The organism is Mycobacterium lacus, assembly GCF_010731535.1.
GTDB classification, from domain to species: Bacteria; Actinomycetota; Actinomycetes; order Mycobacteriales; family Mycobacteriaceae; genus Mycobacterium; species Mycobacterium lacus.
In genome coordinates this window covers 5,034,430-5,057,313 of sequence record NZ_AP022581.1, presented here as the reverse complement: position 1 = coordinate 5,057,313, position 22,884 = coordinate 5,034,430, and the positions used below count along the sequence as shown (strand labels likewise).

At 67.0% G+C, this 22,884-nt stretch carries 21 protein-coding genes and 1 pseudogene; 9 read left to right on the top strand and 13 right to left on the bottom strand.

What is annotated here, in order from left to right:
• Positions 1–4: 4 nt before the first annotated feature.
• The 3 genes from G6N24_RS23430 to G6N24_RS23420 all read right to left on the bottom strand — a co-directional run bounded on the left by G6N24_RS23430 (position 5) and on the right by G6N24_RS23420 (position 2,745).
• Positions 5–874, bottom strand: a complete 870-nt coding sequence (locus G6N24_RS23430) for a DUF559 domain-containing protein (protein ID WP_085162353.1) — start codon at positions 872–874, stop codon at positions 5–7.
• A 102-nt stretch (positions 875–976) separates the two neighbouring features.
• A complete protein-coding gene (fadA6, locus tag G6N24_RS23425) occupies positions 977–2,137 on the bottom strand; it encodes a steroid 3-ketoacyl-CoA thiolase FadA6 (RefSeq protein ID WP_085162354.1) in 1,161 nt (386 codons plus the stop codon).
• Positions 2,138–2,205: 68 nt separating this feature from the next.
• The gene (locus G6N24_RS23420) at positions 2,206–2,745 is read right to left on the bottom strand and encodes a TetR/AcrR family transcriptional regulator (protein ID WP_232070847.1); all 540 of its coding nucleotides are present in this window, start codon (positions 2,743–2,745) and stop codon (positions 2,206–2,208) included.
• A 206-nt stretch (positions 2,746–2,951) separates the two neighbouring features.
• Between G6N24_RS23420 and G6N24_RS23415 the strand changes: the two are divergent.
• The 4 genes and pseudogenes from G6N24_RS23415 to G6N24_RS23400 all read left to right on the top strand — a co-directional run bounded on the left by G6N24_RS23415 (position 2,952) and on the right by G6N24_RS23400 (position 7,184).
• Positions 2,952–4,676 (top strand): annotated as a pseudogene (locus G6N24_RS23415) (PPE domain-containing protein).
• Positions 4,677–4,767: 91 nt separating this feature from the next.
• The gene (locus G6N24_RS23410; protein WP_085162356.1) at positions 4,768–4,974 is read left to right on the top strand and encodes a CopG family transcriptional regulator; all 207 of its coding nucleotides are present in this window, start codon (positions 4,768–4,770) and stop codon (positions 4,972–4,974) included.
• Entirely contained in the window at positions 4,971–5,354 is a 384-nt protein-coding gene (locus G6N24_RS23405; protein WP_085162357.1) for a type II toxin-antitoxin system death-on-curing family toxin, read from the top strand. The genes G6N24_RS23410 and G6N24_RS23405 overlap by 4 nt, the downstream gene beginning before the upstream one ends.
• Positions 5,355–5,537: 183 nt before the next feature.
• Positions 5,538–7,184, top strand: coding sequence for a PPE family protein (locus G6N24_RS23400; RefSeq protein ID WP_085162358.1), 1,647 nt, complete (start codon positions 5,538–5,540; stop codon positions 7,182–7,184).
• Between the two features lie 34 nt (positions 7,185–7,218).
• Here the strand turns inward: G6N24_RS23400 and ipdF are convergent, their stop codons facing one another.
• Together ipdF and ipdE1 are read right to left on the bottom strand one after the other, a co-directional pair.
• Positions 7,219–8,007 (bottom strand): (5R,7aS)-5-hydroxy-7a-methyl-1-oxo-2,3,5,6,7,7a-hexahydro-1H-indene-carboxyl-CoA reductase, encoded by a 789-nt coding sequence (ipdF, locus tag G6N24_RS23395; RefSeq protein ID WP_085162359.1) that lies wholly within the window; start codon positions 8,005–8,007, stop codon positions 7,219–7,221.
• Positions 8,004–9,155 (bottom strand): acyl-CoA dehydrogenase IpdE1, encoded by a 1,152-nt coding sequence (gene ipdE1, locus G6N24_RS23390; protein WP_085162360.1) that lies wholly within the window; start codon positions 9,153–9,155, stop codon positions 8,004–8,006. The genes ipdF and ipdE1 overlap by 4 nt, the downstream gene beginning before the upstream one ends.
• Before the next feature lie 54 nt (positions 9,156–9,209).
• Between ipdE1 and fadD3 the strand changes: the two genes are divergently transcribed.
• The 5 genes from fadD3 to G6N24_RS23365 are packed head-to-tail and all read left to right on the top strand — an operon-like array spanning position 9,210 to position 14,961.
• Positions 9,210–10,730: a 3-((3aS,4S,7aS)-7a-methyl-1,5-dioxo-octahydro-1H-inden-4-yl)propanoate--CoA ligase FadD3 gene (gene fadD3 / locus G6N24_RS23385; RefSeq protein WP_085162389.1), complete on the top strand. Its 1,521-nt coding sequence runs from the start codon at positions 9,210–9,212 to the stop codon at positions 10,728–10,730.
• Between the two features lies 1 nt (position 10,731).
• Positions 10,732–11,865 carry an acyl-CoA dehydrogenase family protein gene (locus G6N24_RS23380; protein ID WP_085162361.1) on the top strand — a complete coding sequence of 378 codons (1,134 nt, stop codon included), beginning with the start codon at positions 10,732–10,734 and terminating at the stop codon, positions 11,863–11,865.
• Positions 11,865–12,800, top strand: coding sequence for an acyl-CoA dehydrogenase family protein (locus G6N24_RS23375; RefSeq protein ID WP_085162362.1), 936 nt, complete (start codon positions 11,865–11,867; stop codon positions 12,798–12,800). Before G6N24_RS23380 ends, G6N24_RS23375 begins: the two co-directional genes overlap by 1 nt.
• Positions 12,801–12,847: 47 nt before the next feature.
• A complete protein-coding gene (gene ipdE2, locus G6N24_RS23370) occupies positions 12,848–13,798 on the top strand; it encodes an acyl-CoA dehydrogenase IpdE2 (protein ID WP_085162363.1) in 951 nt (316 codons plus the stop codon).
• The gene (locus G6N24_RS23365) at positions 13,795–14,961 is read left to right on the top strand and encodes a pyridoxal phosphate-dependent aminotransferase (protein ID WP_139822565.1); all 1,167 of its coding nucleotides are present in this window, start codon (positions 13,795–13,797) and stop codon (positions 14,959–14,961) included. Before ipdE2 ends, G6N24_RS23365 begins: the two co-directional genes overlap by 4 nt.
• On the opposite strand, the gene G6N24_RS23360 is transcribed toward G6N24_RS23365, so the two are convergent.
• The 8 genes from G6N24_RS23360 to G6N24_RS23325 form a co-directional block, all read right to left on the bottom strand.
• Complete coding sequence (locus G6N24_RS23360) at positions 14,926–15,777, bottom strand: arylamine N-acetyltransferase family protein (protein ID WP_085162364.1); 852 nt, start codon at positions 15,775–15,777, stop codon at positions 14,926–14,928. The two genes, G6N24_RS23365 and G6N24_RS23360, sit on opposite strands and share 36 nt — an antisense overlap.
• Before the next feature lie 289 nt (positions 15,778–16,066).
• On the bottom strand, positions 16,067–16,732 hold the full coding sequence (locus tag G6N24_RS23355) for a hypothetical protein (protein WP_085162391.1): 666 nt from the start codon (positions 16,730–16,732) through the stop codon (positions 16,067–16,069).
• Positions 16,733–16,743: 11 nt separating this feature from the next.
• Positions 16,744–17,715 (bottom strand): MlaD family protein, encoded by a 972-nt coding sequence (locus G6N24_RS23350; protein ID WP_085162365.1) that lies wholly within the window; start codon positions 17,713–17,715, stop codon positions 16,744–16,746.
• Positions 17,712–18,749 carry an MlaD family protein gene (locus tag G6N24_RS23345; RefSeq protein ID WP_085162366.1) on the bottom strand — a complete coding sequence of 346 codons (1,038 nt, stop codon included), beginning with the start codon at positions 18,747–18,749 and terminating at the stop codon, positions 17,712–17,714. Before G6N24_RS23345 ends, G6N24_RS23350 begins: the two co-directional genes overlap by 4 nt.
• Complete coding sequence (locus G6N24_RS23340) at positions 18,746–19,873, bottom strand: MCE family protein (protein ID WP_085162367.1); 1,128 nt, start codon at positions 19,871–19,873, stop codon at positions 18,746–18,748. Before G6N24_RS23340 ends, G6N24_RS23345 begins: the two co-directional genes overlap by 4 nt.
• Before the next feature lies 1 nt (position 19,874).
• Positions 19,875–20,897, bottom strand: a complete 1,023-nt coding sequence (locus G6N24_RS23335) for an MlaD family protein (protein WP_169716100.1) — start codon at positions 20,895–20,897, stop codon at positions 19,875–19,877.
• Complete coding sequence (locus G6N24_RS23330; protein ID WP_085162368.1) at positions 20,888–21,892, bottom strand: MlaD family protein; 1,005 nt, start codon at positions 21,890–21,892, stop codon at positions 20,888–20,890. The genes G6N24_RS23335 and G6N24_RS23330 overlap by 10 nt, the downstream gene beginning before the upstream one ends.
• Positions 21,889–22,881 carry an MlaD family protein gene (locus tag G6N24_RS23325; protein ID WP_085162369.1) on the bottom strand — a complete coding sequence of 331 codons (993 nt, stop codon included), beginning with the start codon at positions 22,879–22,881 and terminating at the stop codon, positions 21,889–21,891. The genes G6N24_RS23330 and G6N24_RS23325 overlap by 4 nt, the downstream gene beginning before the upstream one ends.
• Positions 22,882–22,884: the final 3 nt, after the last annotated feature.

Genomic DNA, 22,884 nt, shown 5'->3' with positions numbered 1-22,884 from the left:
GCGGTCATGGACGCCACCCCGCCGCCCGCATTGCCGCAACGACTCGGGCTACGAACGTGCCCTGCCGGTATCGGAGCAGGTCACTGCTTACCCGGATGATCGTCCAGCCCTGATCGAGCAACGCGCTGGACCGGTCGATATCTCGAGCGCGCCGTTCCGGGTCCGTCCAGTGTTGCGGTCCGTCGTATTCGATGCCGACGCGCAATTCTTCGTAACCCATGTCGATGCGGGCAACAAAGTCCCCGTAATCGTCGAACACCCTGATCTGCGTCTGCGGTCTGGGCAGGCCCGCGTCGATCAACACCAACCGGGTCCGCGTCTCCTGCGGGGATTCCGCACCCCCGTCGACCAGCGGCAACACGGACCGGAGCCGGACCAGACCCCGCACACCGGAATGCTGCGCCATGACGCGCTCGACGTCGGTGAGCTTGACGTCGGTCGCGTTGGCCAACGCGTCAAGGCGCTGGACGGCCTGCAGCCGCGACGTTGTTCGGCGCCCGATATCGAAGGCCGTGCGCGCCGGGCCGGTTACCGGGACCCCGCCGACTTCGAGCACCTCACCGGGAAGCACGGCGTCGGTGTACACGGCGATGGCGCGCGGCGGGCGACGGTTTGCGCATATCAGCTCCGCATCAAGCGCCGGGCTCACCCACTTTGCGCCCAGTAGGGCCGCTGCCGAATTGCCCGTGACGACGGCGCGGCGTCGCGACCACAGCCATGCCGCAACCGCGCGCTGGCGCGCTGTCATCGCGATGCCAGATGGCATGTAGACGCCCGGATAGACGGGCTCATACAGCTGTCGCATCGCGCGCTCGGAAATGGCCTTTGCGGCCAGGGCTTCGGCCCCCAAGAAGGGCCAGGTGAGTTCGCTCATCGACGAATGCTGACATCACCCACCGACAGCCCCGCCGACAGTGAAATCCACGACACGACACGCCGGGTGACCCGTCGCGCATTTCACGCTCGGCGCAGGACGCTAGAGCCGCTCGATGATCGTGACGTTCGCCGTCCCGCCGCCCTCGCACATCGTCTGCAGGCCATAGCGACCGCCAATGCGTTCCAACGTATTCAGCATGGTCGTAAACAACTTGGCCCCGGTGGCGCCCAGCGGATGCCCGAGCGCGATCGCGCCGCCGTTAGGGTTGACCTTGTCCGGGTCGGCCTTGATTTCCTTGAGCCAGGCCATGACGACCGGCGCGAACGCCTCGTTGATCTCGACGGTGTCGACGTCTTCGATGGATAGCCCGGTCTTGTCGAGCGCGTGGCGGGTGGCGGGGATGGGACCGGTCAGCATGAACACCGGGTCGGCCGCGCGGGCGCTGACGTGGTGGATGCGGGCCCGGGGCGTCAGTCCATGGTCTTTGACGGCCTGTTCGGAAGCCAACAGCACCGCGCTGGCGCCGTCGGAAATCTGACTGGCCATCGCCGCGGTCAGCCGGCCGCCCTCGACCAGCGTCTTCAACCCGGCCATCTGCTGCAGCGAGGACTCGCGCGGGCCCTCGTCTACCCGGAACGGCCCGGATTCGGTTTCCACGGTGAGGATTTCGTTGTCGAAGTGGCCCGCCCGGATCGCCGCGAACGCGCGCTCGTGGCTGGTCAATGCGTACCGCTCCATCTCTTCGCGGGACAGGTTCCACTTCTCGGCGATCAGCTCCGAGCCACGGAACTGCGAGATCTCCTGATCGCCGTAACGATGCAGCCACTGCTTGGACTCGTTGGTTGGCGAGGTGAACCCGAATTGTTCGCCGACGGTCATCGCCGACGAGATCGGGATCTGGCTCATGTTCTGCACGCCGCCGGCCACGATGAGGTCGGCCGTGCCGGACATGATCGCCTGTGCCCCAAAGGAAATCGCCTGCTGGCTGGAGCCACACTGCCGATCCACGGTGACACCGGGAACCTCTTCCGGATAGCCGGCGGCCAACCACGACAGCCGCGCGATGTTGCCCGCCTGCCCGCCGATGGCGTCGACACAACCGGCGATCACATCGTCAACGGCGGCGGGGTCGACGTCGACCCGGTCGAGCAATCCGCGCCACGCGAGGGCACCCAGGTCGACGGGATGTACCCCGGCCAGCGCGCCGCCCCGCTTGCCAACCGCGGTGCGCACGGCGTCGATGACATACGCCTCTGTCACAAGTGCCGCTCCTCTCCCCCGCAAGCGGGTAGTGCCCCCACTGCATCGTCGCCGACACACGGCATCTTTCAGACTCCTTCGTTGGTGATCCCGCCAAGGACGATGGCGAGGTAGTTCTGGCCCACCTGCTCCGCCGTGAGTGGCCCGCCGGGTTGATACCAGCGGACCGACACCCAGGTGGTGTCGCGAATGAAGCGGTAGACCAGGTCGACGTCGAGGTCGGGCCGGAAGTAGCCCTCCTCGATGCCCTGATTGAGCACGTCGACCCACATCTTTCGCTGTTGCTTGTTCAGGTCCTCGATATAGGAGAACCGGGGTTGCGACGACAGCCGTTGGGCTTCGTTCTGGTAGATGACGACCTGCGCGTGCCGGTGCTCGATCGCCTCGAACGACGCCATGAACAACCCCTTGAGCCGCTCCAGCGGGTTGGGTTCGCGGTCCACGATCTCGCGATAGCGGGCAAAGAGCCAATCGAGAAACCCGCGCAGCAGGTCGTCGACCATCTCCTCCTTGGAGGCGAAGTGGTGGTACAGGCTGCCGGACAAGATGCCGGCACCGTCGGCGATATCGCGCACGGTGGTGGCGCGCAGGCCGCGCTCGGCGAACATGGCCGCGGCGAGCTCCAACAACTCGTCTCGCCGACTATTAGCCTGGCCGGTCGCTGGGTTCACCCGATCAGACTATCAACCAAGCGCTTGCTCGGCCAACGATGCGATCCGGCTCGCATCGATTCTGCGAAAGCGCAGTCCCACACCGGAGGAACGTCGTAGTGTGACGCTGCGCATCGTTCGCTCATCGACGTTGGGAGACAGCAATGAACTTCGCGGTATTGCCGCCCGAGGTCAATTCCTTGCGGATGTACGTCGGTGCGGGTTCTGCGCCAATGCTGGAAGCGGCAGTGGCCTGGCAGGGTCTGGCCGAGGAGTTGAGCTCGGCGGCCGACTCGTTTTCGTCGGTGACGTCGGAGCTGGCCAGCCAGGCCTGGCAAGGTCCGGCAGCGGCCGCGATGGCGGCCGCCGCGGCTCCGTACAGCGCGTTTTTGAGCGCGGCGTCGACCAAGGCTGCGAGCGCGGCTGGGCAGGCTAAAGCGGTGGCGAGTGCCTTCGAGGCCGCACGGGCGGCCACGATCCATCCGGCGGTGGTGGCGGCCAACCGAAATGCGTTCGTGCAGTTGGTGATGTCGAACATCTTCGGACAGAATGCGCCGGCGATCGCGGCCGCCGAGACCCTCTAAGAACAGATGTGGGCCGCCGACGTGGCGGCGATGTCCGGCTATCACGCCGGGGCGTCGGCGGCGGCCGCGCAGTTGAGCCCCTTCCAGCAGGCGCTGCAGAACCTGCCGGGTATAGGTCAGCTTTTCGGCGCCGGTCCGGCCACGGCGGCCCCCTCGGACGTCAACATCGGCATCGGCAACCTGGGCAACGGCAACTTGGGCAACGGCAATACCGGTAACTACAACCTCGGCAACGGCAACACGGGCGACGGAAACGTCGGCAGCGGCAATAACAGCACCGGCAGCAACCCCAATGGCCCCACCGGCAACCTCGGCTTCGGAAACATCGGCCACGTCAACGCTGGCGCCGGAAATCGAGGCTACGGAAACATCGGCTTCGGAAACACCGCTACCGGCAGCGACCCACACGCGGGCCAAAACATGGGCATGGGTAACACCGGCAACAACAACATCGGCCTCGGAAACCTCGGCGACGGAAACCTCGGCGGCGGCAACAACGGCAACAACAACTTTGGCGGCGGAAACACCGGCAACAACAACGTCGGCTTCGGGCTCACCGGCGACAATCTGATCGGTGTCGGGAACACCTATTACAACACCGCAACCGGCCAGTTCAGTTTCGGCGGGCTGAACTCGGGCACCAACAACATCGGCATCGGGAACTCGGGTAGCAACAACGTCGGCTTCTTCAACTCGGGCGACGGCAACATCGGGATGTTCAGCACGGGCACCAATACTCTGATGCCCGGCCACCTCAACAGCCTGGGCATCGGGAACTCGGGCCTCGGTAGCATCGGCTTCGGAAACTCCGGCACCGGCAACTTCGGCTTCGGGAACTCGGGCCAGCTAGACACGGGCTTTGGGAATTCGGGCGACTTCAACACCGGATTTGGGAACGCGGGCGAGCTAAACACGGGCTTTGTGAACTCGGGCGACGTGAACACGGGCGGTGGGAATTCGGGCAACACCAACACGGGCTTCTGGAATTCGGGGGACGTGAACACCGGATTCGGGTTCACCACCGACTCCGGCGCCACCAACTCGGGCTTCAACAACACCGGTACCGGAGTCTCGGGCTTCAACAACACGGCGAGCGGCGGCGCACTCGTAAACGGCGAAATGTCGGGCTTCTTCAACACGGCCAGCGGCGGCACCTTAATAGACGGCGTCATCTCGGGCATTGGAAACACCGGCGTTCCGGGCACCTTGTTCGGGCCCGACTTCAGCGGCGTCGACTCGGGCTTCTTCAACATGGGCACCGGTCTGGCGGGCTTCTTTAGCCTCACGCAGCGGTTGACGGGCTAGGCGCGCGTACCGGGTCGGCCTTTGGCGAGCATGCGGGGGCTCGTAAACGCGCCGCCCGCCGTATGGTATCAATCAGGTATCATGCGGGGTCATGGGCATGACCCTGCGCACCAGTGATCAGCAGACGGCGGCGCTGCGCCGGCAGGCCGCCGCCGAGGGGCGGTCGATGCAGGCTGTCGCGCTGTCGGCCATCGACGAGTACATCGCCCGGCGGGAGCACCAGGCCAAGGTTGCCGCGGCGCTGCAGCGCGTGGTGCGCGAGGAGGCTGGGGTTTTGGAGCGACTTAAGGACGCATGACCGAATACCTGGATCTCGAAGACCTGCTGGAAGTAGCGCGCGAGGCCGTCGGTGGGGACGTCGCGGTCCGGGACTACGGCTTGCTGGAATCGGCCCTAGCGCGGCCCCGCGCGTCGGTGTTCGGCCAGGATGCCTATCCAGATCTGCACCTCAAGGCCGCCGCGCTGCTGCACTCGCTGGCTCGTCATCACGCGCTAGTGGACGGAAACAAGCGACTCGCGTGGACAGCCTGTCGGACCTTTCTAGCCATCAACGGTCGATGGATTAGCGCGCCCGAGGACGAACGCTTCGACCTCGTGATCGCCGTCGCCACCGGTGTAGTGCCCGAACTGGACAAGAATGCCGAGCACCTACGCACCTGGAGCTACCAGGAGGGTTGAGCCGACGGATTCCGGTGTCGACCCGGCGCCTCCCGGAACAACTGCCGGCATCATTGATTTGCCCGATAACGAATCAGGCCCGCTTGGCTTTTCGGCGAAAACCCGGATGTCCGGACTGTCATCGCCGTAGCATCCCTGATGTCGTCGAGTACTCGAATTCAGGGAACGCGTAGGAGATCAACCGTGGTCAATTTCGCGGTATTGCCACCGGAAATCAATTCTTTGCGGATGTTCACCGGTGCGGGTTCGGCGCCGATGCTGGACGCTGCGGCCGCGTGGGACGGGTTAGCGTCGGAGCTGGGGTCGGCGGCGTCGTCGTTTTCGTCGGTGACCTCGGGGTTGGCCGGTCAGGCCTGGCAGGGCGCCGCCTCTGCGGCGATGGCGGCCGCGGCCGCCCCGTATGCGGGGTTCCTCGGCGCGGCGGCCACCCAAGCACAAGCGGCTGCCGCGCAGGCCAAAACGGTGGCCGCTGTGTTCGAGGCTGCGCGGGCCGCGACGATTCATCCGCTGGCGGTGGCGGCCAACCGCACCGCGTTCGTGCAGCTGGTGCGGTCAAACTTCTTGGGACTGAATGCGCCGGCGATCATGGCCGCCGAGTCCGCCTACGAGCAGATATGGGCCGCCGACGTGGCGGCGATGACGGGCTATCACGCCGGGGCGTCGGCGGCGGCCGCGCAGTTGGTCCCGTTGCCGGCCAGCCTGCAGCAGTTCCTGCAGGGCCTGCCCAACCTGGGCATCGGCAATAAAGGCAATGCCAACATCGGTAGCGGCAACACCGGCAGCGGCAACGTGGGGGACGGCAACAAGGGCGGCTCCAACCTGGGCGGCGGAAACATCGGCGACCGCAATATCGGCAGCGGCAACACCGGCAGCGACAACTTCGGCTCCGGCAACGCCCTCGACGGCAACGTCGGCTTCGGCAACCGCGGTTCCGGCGTCGGTGGCGGCCACAACGTGGGCCTGGGCAACACCGGCAATTTCAACATGGGCTTCGGCAACAGAGGCGACGCCAACAGCGGCGGCGGCAACACCGGCGACAACAACATCGGTGCCGGCAACACCGGCAATTTCAACTTCGGCTTCGGCAACACCGGCGACAACAACATCGGGATCGGGCTCACCGGCAACAATCAGCGGGGCATCAACCTGGCCGGGCTGCTGAACTCCGGCGCCGGCAACATCGGCCTGGGCAACTCGGGCACCAACAACATCGGTTTCTTCAACTCCGGTGACGGCAACATTGGCATCTTCAACACAGGCACCAATTTCCTGGTGCCAGGCGAGCCCAATAGCAACGTCGGCTTCGGCAACTCGGGCATCGCCAACATCGGCTTCGGGAACGCGGGTACGTTGAACACCGGTTTCGGGAACGCGGGTACGTTGAACACCGGTTTCGGGAACGCGGGTTCGGGAAACACCGGTGTCGGGAACGCCGGAACTCTCAACACGGGCGTATACAACTCGGGCAGCTACAACACCGGCAATGGGAATTCCGGCGACATCAACACGGGTTTGTGGAATTCCGGCGATGTGAACACGGCCTTCGGGGCCACTACCGACAGCGGCCTGACCAACTCGGGCTTTGGAAACACTGGCACCGAAATGTCGGGCTTCTTCAACACGGCCAGCGGCCCCATGCCTCGCCGAATCTCGGGCTTTTTCAATACGGCCAGCGGTGGCGCTTTCTTCAACGGCCAGCTCTCCGGCATTGGAAACATCGGCGTACCGGGTGTCCCCTTTGCCCCCGGCCAAAGCGGCGTGGGCTCGGGGTTTTTCAACATGGGCACCGCGTTGTCGGGCTTCCTCAGCCTAGGCCGGCTGGTGCAATAGTGGATCTGGGCGGCTGGCGAGCAGCCAGGTCGGCTCACGGATGCTGGCTCGATACCGAGATCACCTCGCCGGTGAGGTAACTGGAGTAGTCGCTGGCCAGAAACGCGATGGTGGCCGCCACCTCCCACGGCTCCGCCGCGCGCCCGAACGCCTCGTTCGCGGACAGCCGATCCAGCAGCTCAGGCGAACTCGTCTTGTCCAGGAACTTGTGCCGGGCAATGCTGGGCGAGACGGCGTTGATCCGGACCCCGTACTCGACGGCTTCTATTGCGCTGCAACGGGTTAACGCCATCACCCCGGCCTTGGCAGCCGCATAGTGGGCCTGCGAGTGCTGGGCCCGCCAGCCCAGGACGCTGGCGTTGTTGACGATCACACCACCGTGCGGCGCGTCCCGGAAGTACCGCAGCGCCGCCCGGGTGGCCCGGAATACCGACGTCAGTGTCACGTCCAGGACGCGGTCCCACTCGTCGTCGGTCATGTCGGCCACCGGCGTCTGCCCGCCCAGGCCGGCGTTGTTGACCAGCACGTCGATCCGGCCCATCCGCGCGGTGGTGGAGTCGATCAGGGCGTCAACCTGGACACTGGATGTCACGTCGCACAGCACGCCTTCGACCCGACCGAGTCCCAGCGCGGACAATTCGTCGGCGGTCTCGCCCAGCCGTCGTTCATGATGGTCGGAGATCATGACGTCGGCGCCCTCGAGCAGAGCCCGCCGTGCGGTGGCCGAACCGATGCCGGTGCCCGCGGCGGCGGTCACCACCACCACCTTGCCGTCCAGAAGCCCGTGTCCAGCAACCTCTTTCGGTGCCTCGGACAAACTCATCCCTTGACCTCCCGGGGCAGGCCGAGCACCCGCTCGGCGATGATGTTGCGCTGGATCTCGTTGGATCCGCCGTAGATGGTGTCGGCGCGAGTGAACAGGTACAGCCGCTGCCATTCGTCGAATTCGCCGTCGGTCATGGTCATCCCGGGCTTGCCGATCACGTCCATCGCCAGCTCGCCCAGATCGCGATGCCAGTTGGCCCACAACAACTTCGACACGTTGTCCTGGCCGTCGACGGCTGGCCCTTCCAAGGTGGCCAGAGCATACGAACGCATCGCCCGCAGCCCGGCCCACGCCCGGGTCAGCCGCTCCCGGATGGACGGGTCATCGACGGCACCGTTGCGCCGTGCCAGCTCGGCCAAATTGGAAAGCTCACGGGCGTAAACGATTTGCTGACCGAGCGTCGAGACGCCGCGCTCGAAGGTGAGCGTGCCCATCGCAACCCGCCAACCGTCACCCGGCTGGCCCACCACCAGGTCGGCGTCGGTGCGGGCATCGTCGAAGAACACCTCGTTGAACTCGGCGCTGCCGGTGATCTGGACGATCGGCCGGATGTGCACGCCCGGCTGATCCAACGGCACCAGCAGATACGACAGGCCAGCGTGGCGTTTGGAGCCCTTCTCGGTGCGGGCGATCACGAAGCACCACTGCGACAGGTGCGCCAATGACGTCCACACCTTCTGGCCGTTGATCACCCACTGGTCGCCGTCGAGCTCGGCGGTGGTCGAGACGTTGGCCAGGTCGCTGCCGGCGCCGGGCTCCGAGTATCCCTGGCACCACAGCTCGGTGACGTCGAGGATGCGCGGCAGGAAGCGCCGCTGCTGCTCGGGCGTTCCGAACGCGATCAGCGTCGGCCCGAGCAGCTCTTCCCCGAAGTGGTTGACCTTGTCGGGAGCGTCGGCGCGCGCGTACTCCTCGTAGAACGCCACCCGGTGCGCGGTCGAAAGCCCACGGCCACCGTGCTCCACCGGCCAGCCCAGGCACGTCAGGCCCGCGGCGGCGAGGTGCCGGTTCCAGGCGCGGCGCTCTTCGAAAGCCTCGTGCTCGCGTCCCGGCCCGCCCAGACCCTTGAGCGCCGCGAATTCGCCGACCAGATTGTCGGCGAGCCAGCCGCGGACCTCCGCCCGGAACTCCTCGACGTCCTGCATAGCCTGTAGGCTAACCTACCAAGCACTTGCTTTGTTAGCCCAGGAGTGTCGTCGATGTCGAGCGATCCCCGCACCGTGCCCGCGGCGCTGGATCGTCTCGCGCGCCTACTCCCCGACCACGACGCGCTGATCACCGAGGAGCGAAGCTTCACAGCGGCCGCGCTGCGCGACGAGGTGCACCGGGCCGCGGCCGCGCTGATCTCGTTGGGCGTCGAGCCCGGCGACCGGGTGGCAATCTGGTCGCCGAACACCTGGCACTGGGTGGTCGCCTGCCTGGCCATCCACTGCGCCGGCGCCGCGATGGTGCCGCTGAACACTCGTTATACCGCCGAAGAGGCCGCCGATATCCTGGCCCGCACCCGTGCGCCGGTGCTGTTCGCTATGGGCACGTTCCTGGGCGCCAACCGGGTGGCCGGCTTGGACCGCGACGCCTTGCCCGCGCTGCGGCACATCGTGCGCGTGCCGATCGAGGCCGATGACGGGACATGGGACCGGTTCATCGCGCGCGGTCACGACCTCGATGCCGTCCAAGCCCGCGCCGCCGCCGTCAGCGCCGACGACGTCAGCGACATCCTGTTCACCTCCGGCACCACCGGCCGCAGCAAAGGCGTGCTCTGCGCCCACCGGCAGTCGCTGTCGGCCTCGGCATCGTGGGCCGCCAACGGCAAGATCACCAGCGACGACCGCTACCTGTGCATTAACCCGTTCTTCCACAATTTCGGCTACAAGGCCGGCATCCTGGCCTGCCTGCAGACCGGCGCGACGTTGATCCCTCACCTCACCTTCGATCCGCTGCGCGCTCTGCAGGCCATCGAGCAACACCGCATCACCGTGTTGCCCGGGCCGCCCACCATCTACCAGACCCTGCTGGACCACCCGGCCCGCGGTGACTACGACCTGAGCTCACTGCGGTTCGCGGTGACCGGGGCGGCCACGGTGCCGGTTGTGTTGGTGGAACGTATGCAGTCCGAACTGGACATCGACATCGTGCTCACCGCCTACGGTTTGACCGAGGCCAACGGGATGGGCACGATGTGCCGCCCCGACGACGACGCGGTGACGGTCGCCACCACCTGCGGACGCCCATTCGCAGATTTCGAACTGCGCATAGGTGACACCGGAGAAGTCCTGCTGCGTGGGCCCAACGTCATGCTGGGCTATCTGGACGACCCCGAAGCGACCGCCGCCGCAATAGATTCCGACGGCTGGCTACACACCGGCGATATCGGCGCCGTCGACGAGGCGGGCAACCTGCGGATCACCGACCGGCTCAAGGACATGTACATCTGCGGGGGATTCAACGTCTACCCCGCCGAGGTCGAGCAGGTGTTGGCCCGGATGGACGGCGTGGCCGATGCCGCGGTGATCGGGGTTCCCGACGAGCGGCTGGGCGAGGTCGGCAGGGCGTTCGTGGTCTGCCGGCCCGGCTCGAGGCTCGACGAGAAATCGGTGATCGCCTATGCCCGTGAGCATTTGGCGAACTTCAAGGCGCCGCGGTCGGTGCGGTTCGTCGACGCGTTGCCGCGCAATGCGGGCGGCAAGGTGGTCAAGTCACTACTGCGAGAGCTGGCCTGAATTGGATCTGAATTTCGACGAAGAGACGTTGGCCTTCCAGGCCGAGGTGCGCGACTTCCTTGCCGCCAATAGAGAGGCCATTCCGACGAAGTCCTACGACAACGCGGAAGGCTTTGCCCAGCACCGACATTGGGACCGGGTGCTGTTCGACGCCGGTCTGTCGGTGATCACCTGGCCGCGGAAGTACGGCGGCCGCGACGCGCCGCTGCTGCACTGGGTGGTGTACGAGGAGGAGTACTTCCGCGCCGGAGCGCCGGGCCGGGCCAGCGCCAACGGCACGTCGATGCTGGCTCCGACGCTTTTCGCGCACGGGACCGAGGAACAGCTCGACCGTGTCCTGCCGAAAATGGCTAGCGGCGAACAGATCTGGGCGCAGGCCTGGTCGGAGCCCGAATCCGGCAGCGACCTTGCGTCGCTGCGTTCCACCGCGACCAAGACCGACGGCGGCTGGCTGCTCAACGGACAGAAGATCTGGAGCTCGCGGGCGCCGTTCGCCGACATGGCATTCGGGCTGTTCCGGTCCGACCCCGCGGCGGAGCGGCATCGCGGGCTGACGTACCTCATGTTCGACCTGAAGGCCAAGGGAATTACCGTGCGTCCGATCGCCCAGCTGGGCGGCGACACCGGGTTCGGCGAGATCTTCCTCGACGACGTGTTCGTGCCCGACGAGGACGTCATCGGCACCCCGAACGACGGTTGGCGCGCCGCGATGAGCACGTCGAGCAACGAGCGCGGCATGTCGCTGCGCAGCCCGGGCCGCTTCCTGGCCGCCGCGGAACGGCTGGTGCGGCTCTGGAAGCACAGCGGCGCGCCACCGGAATTCGCCGACCGGGTAGCCGACGGATGGATCAAGGCGCAGGCCTACCGGCTGCAAACCTTCGGCACCGTCACCCGACTGGCCGCTGGCGGTGAGCTGGGCGCGGAATCGTCGGTGACCAAAGTCTTTTGGTCCGACCTGGACGTGGAATTGCATCAGACCGCGCTCGACATCCGGGGCGCCGACGGCGAATTGGCCGGACCATGGACCGACGGCCTGCTGTTCGCCCTGGGCGGCCCGATCTACGCCGGTACCAACGAAATCCAGCGCAACATCATCGCTGAACGGTTGCTGGGCCTGCCAAGGGAGAAGCGATAGTGGACTTCGCCCTGGACGAACAGCAGCGCGACTTCGCGGCCAGCATCGACGCGGCGCTGGGCGCCGCGGACCTGCCCGGCGCCGTCCGCGCCTGGTCCGCGGGCGATGTCGCACCCGGTCGCAAGGTGTGGGAACAGTTGGCCGATCTCGGTGTCACCGCGCTGGCCGTGCCCGAGCAGTTTGATGGCCTGGGCGCTAGCCCGGTGGATCTGGTGGTCGCGCTCGAACGTCTTGGACGCTGGTGCGTGCCCGGCCCGGTTGCCGAATCCATCGCCGTGGCACCGGTTCTGCTTGCGGACGACGAGCGCAGCGCGGGCCTGGCTGCGGGCGACCTGGTCGCGACCGTCGCGCTGCCACCGCACGTGCCCTACGCGGTCGACGCCGACACCGCCGGGCTGGTCCTGCTCGCCGGCCGCTCGGGTGTCACCGAAGCCCAGTGCGGTGAAAAGCACGACTCCGTCGATCCCAGCCGCCGCCTCTACGACCTAACGGCCACCGGCGCACCGTGGCGGGCAGACCTCAACCGCGCCTTCGAGTTCGGGGCGTTGGCCACCGCGGCGCAGCTGATCGGCGCGGCCGGAGCGCTGTTGGGCGCGGCCGTCGACTACGCCAAGCAGCGGGCGCAGTTCGGCAGGGTGATCGGCTCGTATCAGGCGATCAAACACAAGCTCGCCGACGTGCACATCGCGATCGAGTTGGCCCGGCCACTGGTCTACGGTGCGGCACTGTCGTTGGAACCCCGCGACGTCAGCGCCGCCAAAGTGGCCGCGAGCGAGGCGGGCCTACTCGCGGCGCGCTCGGCGTTGCAGACCCACGGCGCGATCGGGTTCACCCAGGAACACGACCTGTCGCTGTGGCTGCTGCGGGTGCAGGCCTTGCGGTCGGCGTGGGGTACGCCGGAGGCGCATCGGCGCCGAGTGCTGGAGGCGCTATGACCCGCGGCGGCGACGATGCAGAGCGAAGCGATAGGAGGAGCGGCGCTATGACCCAAGAACGGGAGCTACTGCGGGAAACCGTCGCCGCCCTGGTCACCAAGCACGCAAGCCCGGCGGCGGTGCGTGCGGCGATGGAATCCGACCGTGGCTACGACGAGTCGCTGTGGCGACTGCTGTGCGATCAGGTCGGCGCCGCCGCCCTGGTAATGCCCGAGGAGCTAGGCGGAGCCGGTGGCGAATTGGCAGATGCCGCAACGGTTTTGCAGGAGCTGGGCCGGGCCCTGGTCCCGTCTCCCCTGCTGGGCACCACGCTGTCGGAGCTGGCGCTGCTGGCCGCGCCCGAACCCGACACGGAAGCGCTCACGGGACTTGCCCATGGCACTTCGATCGGGGCACTGGTGCTCGACCCCGACTACGTCGTCAACGGGGACATCGCCGACGTCGTCGTCGCCGCCAAAGACGGCCAACTCAGCCGATGGACCCGGTTCAGCGCGCGGCCCGTCGCCACCATGGACCCCACCCGCCGGCTCGCCCGGGTGCGACCCGAAGAAGCCGTCACACTGGGCGTCGACCCGGGCATCGCCGACAGCGCGGCTATCCTGCTGGCGGCCGAACAGATCGGCGCCGCCGAGCGTTGCCTGGAGCTGACCGTCGAATACACCAAGAGCAGAGTGCAATTCGGCCGCCCCATCGGCAGCTTTCAGGCACTCAAGCATCGGATGGCCGATCTGTACGTCGCCGTCGCGGCCGCCCGCGCCGTCGTCGCCGAGGCGTGCAACGAGCCCACGCCCACCAACGCCGCCACCGCGCGGCTTGCCGCCAGCGAAGCGCTGAGCACGGTGGCGGCCGAGGGCATCCAGCTGCACGGCGGCATCGCGATCACCTGGGAACACGACATGCACCTGTATTTCAAACGCGCACATGGCAGCGCGCAGCTGCTCGGCTCCCCGCGAGAGGTGTTGCGCCGACTGGAAGCGGAGGTACTCGGATCGCCGTGAACCGTCATGTCGCGCTACGCGCCGGCATCCCGCCCTTTTACGTGATGGATGTCTGGCTGGCGGCCGCGGAACGCCAGCGCACCCACGGGGATCTGGTGAACCTGTCGGCGGGCCAACCCAGCGCGGGCGCCCCCGAGCCGGTACGCGCGGCCGCGGCCGCCGCGCTGCATCTGAACCAGCTGGGCTACACCGTGGCGCTGGGTATTCCCGAGTTGCGTGCCGCGATCGCGGCGGATTACCGGCGCCAGCACGGCATCGACGTCGAACTCGACGCGGTGGTGGTCACCACGGGCTCCTCGGGTGGTTTTCTGCTGGCTTTCCTCGCGTGCTTCGACGTGGGCGACCGGGTGGCGCTCGCCAGCCCCGGCTACCCGTGCTACCGAAACATCCTGTCGGCGCTGGGATGTGAGGTCGTGGAGATCCAATGCGGGCCGGAGACCCGGTTTCAACCCACCGCACGAATGCTCGCCGAACTCGACCCCCCGGTGCGGGGCGTCATCGTCGCCAGCCCGGCCAATCCCACCGGGACGGTCATACCACCCACGGAGCTGGCGGCGATCGCGTCGTGGTGTGACGCGTCCCGGGTGCGGCTGATCAGCGACGAGGTCTACCACGGCCTGGTCTACGACGGGGCGCCGCGAACCAGCTGCGCATGGCAGACGTCGCGAAACGCGGTGGTAGTCAACAGCTTTTCCAAGTACTACGCGATGACCGGCTGGCGGCTGGGCTGGCTGCTGGTGCCGGCCGAGCTGCGTCGCGCCGTGGATTGCCTGACCGGTAATTTCACCATCTGCCCGCCGGCGCTGTCGCAGATCGCCGCGGTGGCGGCGTTCACCCCCGAGGCCACCGCCGAAGCCGACGGCAACCTGGCGCACTACACCATCAACCGCTCGCTGCTGCTCGACGGGCTGCGCAAAATCGGGATCGAGCGGCTGGCGCCCACCGATGGCGCGTTTTACGTCTACGCGGACGTTTCGGACTTCACCAACGACTCGCTGGCGTTTTGCTCAAAGTTGTTGGCCGACACGGGTGTTGCCATCGCGCCGGGAATCGACTTCGACACCACTCACGGCGGCTCGTTCGTGCGGCTGTCCTTCGCCGGACCGACCGGCGACATCGAAGAAGCGTTACGGCGAATCGGCACCTGGCTGCGCAGCCAATAGCTTGTCGATGCGCGCCTCGAGCGCGCCGCGAGCGCCGACGTCCGCCATGTCGATCCCGAACCGCTCGCTCAGCGTGTCGACCACGGCGGCGGCGCTTTCGAGGACAATTTTCTCGGTCCCGTCGGCGCGGTGGATGGCCAGGTTCCCGCCGGACAGGTTGCACCGCGCGTCCTCGGTGACCGCGGCTGCCATCAGGCCGGTCACGAAGTGGGATGACGGGTGGGTTGACACATACCAACTGCCCACCGTCAGATCGATCTGCGGCCGGGTCTGCGTGGTGAACTCGTAGAGCGTCTGCCATTGGTCGCGGACCAGCGCCTGCAGCACCAACCCGTCGCCGCGGTCCTCCAGTCGGTACGGCTCGTGCGGTGTCTGCTGAACGCTGCCGGTCTCGACGCGCAGCGGCGAGGTCGGTGTCTGGCCGCCGAATCCGACGTCGACGAGGTAGGAGCCCTGCGCGCCGGGGAACGTCACCGCCAGCACGGTGTGCGTCTGCGCCGGGAGCGGCGCGCCCGGTGGGAGCATCCACACCACCCGGCCGGCAAACCGGCGCACCCTGAAGCCCAGCTCGGCCAGCACGTAGCCCATCAGCCCGTTGTGCTCGTAGCAGAAGCCGCCCCGGCGCCGGCGCACCAGCTTGTCGGTGAGCGCCTCCGGACTCAGGTCGTCGACCGGCACACCCAGGAACGGATCGAGGTTCTCGAACGGAATCGTTCGGGTGTGGGCGGTCACCAGATTCTGCAGCACATCGAGCGTCGGCTCGGTGGCGCCACCGTAGTTGACTCTGTCGAAGTACGCCGTCAGATCCAGTGCCATAGAGCCATTGTGGCCCGAGCCGACTGACCCCGGCCGGCCACCGGTTGGGTCGGTGGCTAGGACAGGACGACCCCGAACCGACCCCGGTCACCCCATGGGTGGCCGGGGCGGTAAGGGTTTGCGTGGCGGCGTCGTTCGCCGCACCGCCCAGGCCCGCCGCTTTGGTTGCCGTGTTGAACAGGGTGCCGGGCCGATTTGGGCCCACGGCACCGGCGGCCACGGCGGGGCCCGCCTCGCGCAACCCATCAACCGCCCCAACGCCGTTCAGACTTGCCGCCGGCCGCGCATGCTATCGCCCGGGCGGGGGCCCCGCGCCGGACTCCGGCCCCGGCTGATCCGGACCCACCGGGTGACCGCCGGTCTTTGGCCCAATGTCGGAGACCTGCCAACTGCCGCCGATTTTGTTGACCGTAACCTGCAGCAGGATGAGCGACACCCGCGGCTTCGGGTTCTGCAGGTTGCGGGTGGTCTGGGCGGCCGCCACCACCACCTGGTACACCTGGCCGGGTTGTGCGACGGCGTCGGCGGCCAGCACCTCACCCGACGAGGTCACCTGCGCTTGCAGCATGATGCCTTTGAGCAGATCGGTGGCGTTGACGTACTTGTCTTTGAGTGTCTGCGCGACACCGTCCTGCACGGATCGGAAGAAGGCGTCCGGATCCTGGTAGCTGTAAGTCAGCGATTTCAGCGCGTATTCCTTGGCGAGCTTGGCCGCGGCCTCCCGATCGGATTCGGCCCGACGCAAAGCCGCCAGCTCATCGACCGCGCTGCTGTACTTCAGGAAACCGAACACCGCGCCGCCGATCAACGCCGCCGCCACCGCCGCCGAGACCCATCGCCACGCCCGCCCGGGAACCCGCCGCAACGTGCGCCAGCGGCTGGGCCGGGCCGCCTCGGCCACCTCGGCATCCGCGGCCGTCGCAACCTCGGCCTCATCGATCGTGTCGATGCTCATCGGGTGATCCTTCACTGTTGGTGCCATTCCGGCACATTCACCTGCACACGCAGTCCACCGGCGTCATTGAAGGTCGACTCCCAGAAATCCAGCCAGTGCCCGGCGTCGACCTTGACTCCGCGCAGCGGCGCTGTCGCCGGCTCCAGCGCGGCCGCGAACGTGCTCAGGGGCCCGGACAACATGTCGAGGTACTCGCCCAGGTTGGCGACCAGCGTCGGGATCGGCGCGCCCGGCGCGAAGGCACCGTCGCCGGCGGCGCGGGTGTACTCATCGGTGTCGCGGACCAGCCCGGTCAACGCCGACACCGTGCCTGGCAAAAGGTGTGCGGCCTCGCCGAGCACCGAGCCGGCGTGCAGCTCGTCGAGATCGGTGGTCAGCGCGGAGACGTTGCCAAACAGCGTCGCGAGCAGTTGTCTCTGCTCCCACTGCGTCTTGGCGACCAACCCGGCCGTGGTGGCCAGCGAGTCCAGGGTGTCGTCGTTGCCCGCCAACGCCTGGGAGACGTTGCTGACAACGGTGCGCACGTACCGTGGATCGATCGCCGACAGCAGCGTGTCGGCCCTGGCCAGCAGGTCGCTCACGGTGACGGCGGGCGCGACTCGCTCGGCCGGGATCACCGCGCCGTCGCTGAAGTACGGCGGCGCAATGCGTTTCGGCTTGAAGTCGATGTACTGCTCGCCGACCAGCGAGAGGTTTTGTATGCTGATCACGCTGTCAACGGGAACCGGATGGGCTCGGTCGAGGTTGATCGACACCTCGAGCCCGGTCGGGGTGGTCCGGATACCGGTCACTCGGCCCACCTTGATCCCGCGCATCGTCACCTGCGAGGTCGGCAAGAGTCCGCCCGAGTCGTCCAGCAGGAGGGTGAGCCGGGTGGCCTTGTCGGTCGGATCGATGTGCAGCACTGACAACGACAGATAGCCCACGCCGAGAATGGTCGTGATCACCAGGATCACCAAAGTCGTTGCGGCATTGAACTTCATGGCAGCATCCCCATCGTGCGCATCGCCGAGATCGCCTGGTCGGCCTTGTCCGCGGGATCGGCACCCAGATCGCCTTGCGGCGGATGAACCTCGGAGACAATGAATTTCGGTCCGCCATTGGCGAAGAAGCCGATGAGTTTGTCGCGCACCAGGCCGACCAGCTTGTCGGCGACAACCGGCACCGTGGTATCAGCCGTCGCCACCGATCCGACCAACGGCGTGAGGTAGGAGAGCATCTGGATGAAGTCGGGCGTATTCGGCACCAGCAACTGCCCTCCGCTGCGGCCAAGGTCCTGAACATCGATGAGAAGCTGGATGATGTCCGGTAGCACACCCCCCATCGCCTCGATCTTGCCCGGTCCGTCGGTGATCAGCCGGTCGAAGACACCGGCGTTGGACAGCAGACTCCGGCTGACATTCTGTGCACTGGAGAGGATTTCGTCGATGGTGTCTTGGTTGGCCGCCAGGTCGTGCAGGACACCGGCCAGCTTGTTGCGGATGCGGTCTTGCTCGGCCGGGTCCTTCGGGAACGCGTTGTTGAAGTTGATCACCGCTTGCTGCACGGTGGTGAGCGCGCCGCCGGACACCAGGTTCGACACCCCGCGCAAGATGTCCTCGACATTGTCGGCCGGCGCGGTATTGCGCAGCGGGATGGTGTCGCCGTCCTGCAGCGACATGGGTGCCGGGTCGTCCGCGGGCAGCAGCGCGATGTAGATGTCGCCCAGGACGGTCCCCTGCCGCAGCTCGGCACGCGTGTTCTGCGGCAGCTTGACGCTCCGGGAGACATCGATGTAGGCGACCGCGGTACTGCCGTCCAGCTGCACCCGGTCTAGCACGCCAACCCGGACGCCGCCGAAATCCACCTTCGCCCTAGCGGGCAGGTTCAGCACGCTGGAGAATTCCACCCTGATGCGGTACGTGTCGCCGGGGACATAGGAACCGGGCACCGGCAACCGGGTCGGGTCGAGCGAACACGCTGTCAGGCTGATCACCAGGGCGCCCCACAGCGCAGCGAGTAACGGTCGTCGGCTCATGGCAACGCGGCCCCCAGGATGAGATCGGTCAGACCCAGCGTGACCGGATCGGGGGCGGTTGTGGACGCACATGCCGCCTGGCTGCCGGGGGTGCCGCGCTGCCGCAGCACACCACAGATCGCCTCGGCCTGCGACGGCGAAATCGCCACCTGAGGCGGCAGATACGTGACGTTGTGGGTGCCCCATGCCGGCTCGTATACCGAGGCGAGCCAGTTGGTCACCGGCGGCAAGGCGTTGATCGCCCCCACGATGTTGGGGGTGTAGGCGTTGAGGACATCGCGCACCCAGGGGATCAGCTTGTCGGTGACGTTGTGATAGACCCGGGGGGCGAACCGATTCAATGCTTCGACCAGGATCGGCAGCGCGTGCGCGAGCCGGTGCAGCGACGACCCGAACCCGTCCGCCAGCCCCTCGATCATCCTGAGGCTCTCCGGCAGGGTCTGCACGATGGTGGCCACGGTGTCCCGGCTCTGCAGCAATGTCGAGGTGAGGATCTGGGCGTTCTCGATGAGTCGGCGGTATTCGGCGTCCGCCTGCTGGGGATCGCCGATGACGGCGGCCAGCTCCCGCAGTGCCTGGTTGAGCTCCGGGCCGGTGCCCTCCAGCGCGCGGCTGGCCGCTCGCAGGCTGTCGTTGATCGCCCGCGCACCCGGCGCATCCGACGGATCCTGTCCCGGGCCGGATCCCAACACCGCGTTGGCGAGTTTGTCGACGGCGGCGAAGGTTTCGCTGACACCGAGGGGGGTCTTGGTTCGTTCCAGCGTGATGCACCGGTCGCCGGTGAACTTGGCCCCGCCGGCGTAGGGCTTGGTGAGCTCGACATGCCGGTCGCTCACGATCGACTGCGAGTAAGTGACCGCCCCGACGTCGGCCGGCAGGTCGAGGTCCTCGGGCACGGTGAAGTCAACCTGGACGTGGTCGGGTTTGTTGGCGACCGCGGTCACCGAGCCCACTTCGATGCCCAACAGCTGCACCTTGTTGCCGGGGTAAATCCCTACCCCGTCGGTGAATTCGGCACACAGCGCCTTGGTGTCGTCGAGCTTCGGCGACACCACCTTGGCGCCGAGAACGGCGGCTGTGATGGCCGCGACCGCAGTCACGGCGGCCAGGGGGCTCTTCGTCATGTCAGCAGCGCCTCATAATGTGGGGAAGGCAGATGTCCTGCCCGGGCACCAGCCGTGGGCTCTCATCCACGATGACGCCGTTTCCACTGAGCATCGGCCCCACGATGCGCAGGATCTGGCCCAGTCCTTCGGCGGCCCGGCCGATGCGGTCGGGGTGGGTGGACAGGGTGTCGAAGATGTCGTCGATGCCGTTGACTGTCGGCGCGACCTGGCGGTGGTAGAACACCATGACGCGGTCGATGATTCGGGTCAGCTCGCCGAGCAGGGTGAAGAATTCGACGATGTCGACGGACTTCGTGGTATAGCGCTGCCCAACCAGGGCGAACTGTTCGAGCAACTCGACCAGTTGTTTGCGACCCGCGACCAGCGCGCCGGTGACATCGTCGACCAAGTCCAGGCCTCGATGGACGTCGCCGGTCATCTTGCTCACCAGCGCGGTCAACTCATTGGCGGACCGCACGATGTCACGCAGCGCGTCGGGATGCTTGTCGGCGGCGTCGGCGACCTCGGCGAAGGTGTCGTGGATGACCTGGCCGTTGACCTCCTTGAGGAACGGGGTCACCTCTTGGATCATGTCGCTGCCCTCGTAGGGCGATTTGACGCGCTGCGGTGGAATCACGTTGTGGCCCAACGGCATACTGCCCTGCGGATCGAGGGCCAGGTAGTGGCCACCCAGTGGGGTGAGCAGTTTGATCTCCAGGGTGGATAGCGCGCCCACGGCCACCGAGGACTTGACGTCGAATGTGATCTCGACGAGGGTCCGGTTCAGCCGGACCCCGGTGACCCGGCCGACCGGCACTCCGGCGACGCGCACCTGGTCGCCGGCGCGGACGCCGCCGGAACTGCCGGCGTTTGCGGTGTAGCTGGTCTGCCCCGTCGGATTGAGGTAGGCCACGCCGGTGGATACCAGGGCGACCACGATGGCGACGACGCCGATGACCCCGATCCGGCGGCTACGTGCCGCCGCGGCCCGCTCAGACAGGGCTTTACCCCGATTGCGTCTGCTGCCGAAAATCACCTGCACACCACCAAATCCTGTTGCGCGAACGACACCTCGCCGATGCCCGGCAACAGCACCTGACCGTGGGCGCAGCCGACGCTGGGACCATGCTGTTGCTCGAGCGAGTCCCGCAGCCCCTGGATCAGGGAGGGCACCAGGGACAGGCCGGCGATGATGGTCGGTGTTTGCGGAAACATCCGGCTCGTCAGGTCGTAGAGCGGCACCGTCGATCCGTCGAAGGTGCGTTCGGCGTACTGCAGCGTGTGCACCAGGCTGCGCAGCAGCGGCAGCTCGATGTCGATCGAGGCGCGAAACTCGTCGGCCTTGTCCGTGAACTTGGCCAGCAGCCCGTTCAGCGTGGCGATGAGCTGCAACAGCTGCCGGGATTTGCCGCCCAGTTCAGCCGAGATCTCGCCGAGATTGCGGATCAGCACGGTGACAGCCGCCTGGCGGTTGACCGCGAACTTGGCGATGGCGTCAAGATCACGTAGCACCGGGCCGAGCCCGGTGTCGTCGCCTTGGATCAGCCGCAGCAGGTTCTCGCCGAACTGGTTGAGCTGGGCCGGGTCCAGGGCGGTGAAGACTGGCCGAAATCCGTTGAACAGCCGGGTGATATCGAATGACGGGACCGTCTGTCCGATCGCAATGATGGCCCCCGAGGGCAGCCGTTCACCGGCGGCGGCCGGTTGCACCAGTTCCAGATACCGCTGGCCCAGCAGGTTCTGAAAGCGCACGGCGGCAACGGTGTTGCGATACACCGGGTGGTCGTCGAGCGCGGTGAAGTCGACCTTGGCGTTGCGACCTTCGAGCCGGATGGCCTCGACCTTGCCCACTTGCACTCCGGAGATGCGCACATCGTTGCCCACGTCGAGACCTGACACGTCGGTGAAGATCGCCGTGTAACGCGAGAGCGGCCCGTTGACCGGACTGCGCAGGGCGGTGAGCACGACGACCGCGCACACCGTGGCGACCGCGGTGAACACGGTCAGCCACAGCACCGAGCCGGACGCCTTCCTCACCGGCCACCCCCAGGTTCGGGCGAACCGGGCAGCGGGTCGAGGATGACCTCGGTGCGCATCCGGACCTGCCCGTCGACAACCGGAAAGGCGGTGCTGGTCCGGTCGATCAGGCCGGAAATCCGGTCATAGGCCGGCGCCAGGCTGCCCACGGCGAACATGGTCGGGATTTCGATGTTCATGATCGCACCGACCAGCTGGACGAGCCAGGGGTTGTGCCGCACCGAGATCTGGCCGGCGTCCCGCAGCAGCTGACCGGTCTGGCGCATGACCAGATTCGTGCGGTCGACGCCGCCCGGCGCCACCAGGGGATCCAGCGCGTCGAGCAGGTCAGGCGCCAGCCCAAGCGCCGGCAGCGCACGGTCGACGCCGTTGAGAAACGATGCCAGCACCGACAGCGATCGCGACACCGGCATGCTCTGGGAGTCGGCCAGGATCTTGGCCAGATCGAGGCCGGCCCTGGCGGCGGGCTCGACCAGGTCGGCGTGCCGGCGCAACACCTCGATGACATGGTCGAACTCGGGTGTGTCGAGGATCCGGCTGAGTCGCTGGCCCTGACGCAGCAGACCGGTAACCGAGGCAGCCTGCACGTCGGTGCGCAACACCAGGGTCTGATTCGGGGGGAGCGGCGGGCCCTTGCCGTCGCTGACCAGTTCGACGGCCGCGGTGCCGAAGACGTTAGACGAGGTGAACCTGGCGACGGTGTCGGCGGTCAGCGCTTTGGCCTGGCGCGGGTCGAGCAGCACCGTCAGGGTCTGCTTGTGGTATCCGGTCGACTCCAGGGTCTTGACCGAGCCGATGGCCAGGCCGTGGAACTTCACCTCCGCGCCGGGCGCCAAGCCCTCGCCCATGGTGTTGGCCACCACGGTCAGCCGGAAGGTGTCGTCATAGGTGCCTTCGGCGGCCTGCACCAGCATGGTGCCGACGAGGGCCAGCCCGGCGGCGACCACCAGGCCACGTATCCGTAAGGCGGGCGAACTCGGCGGCGGCATGAC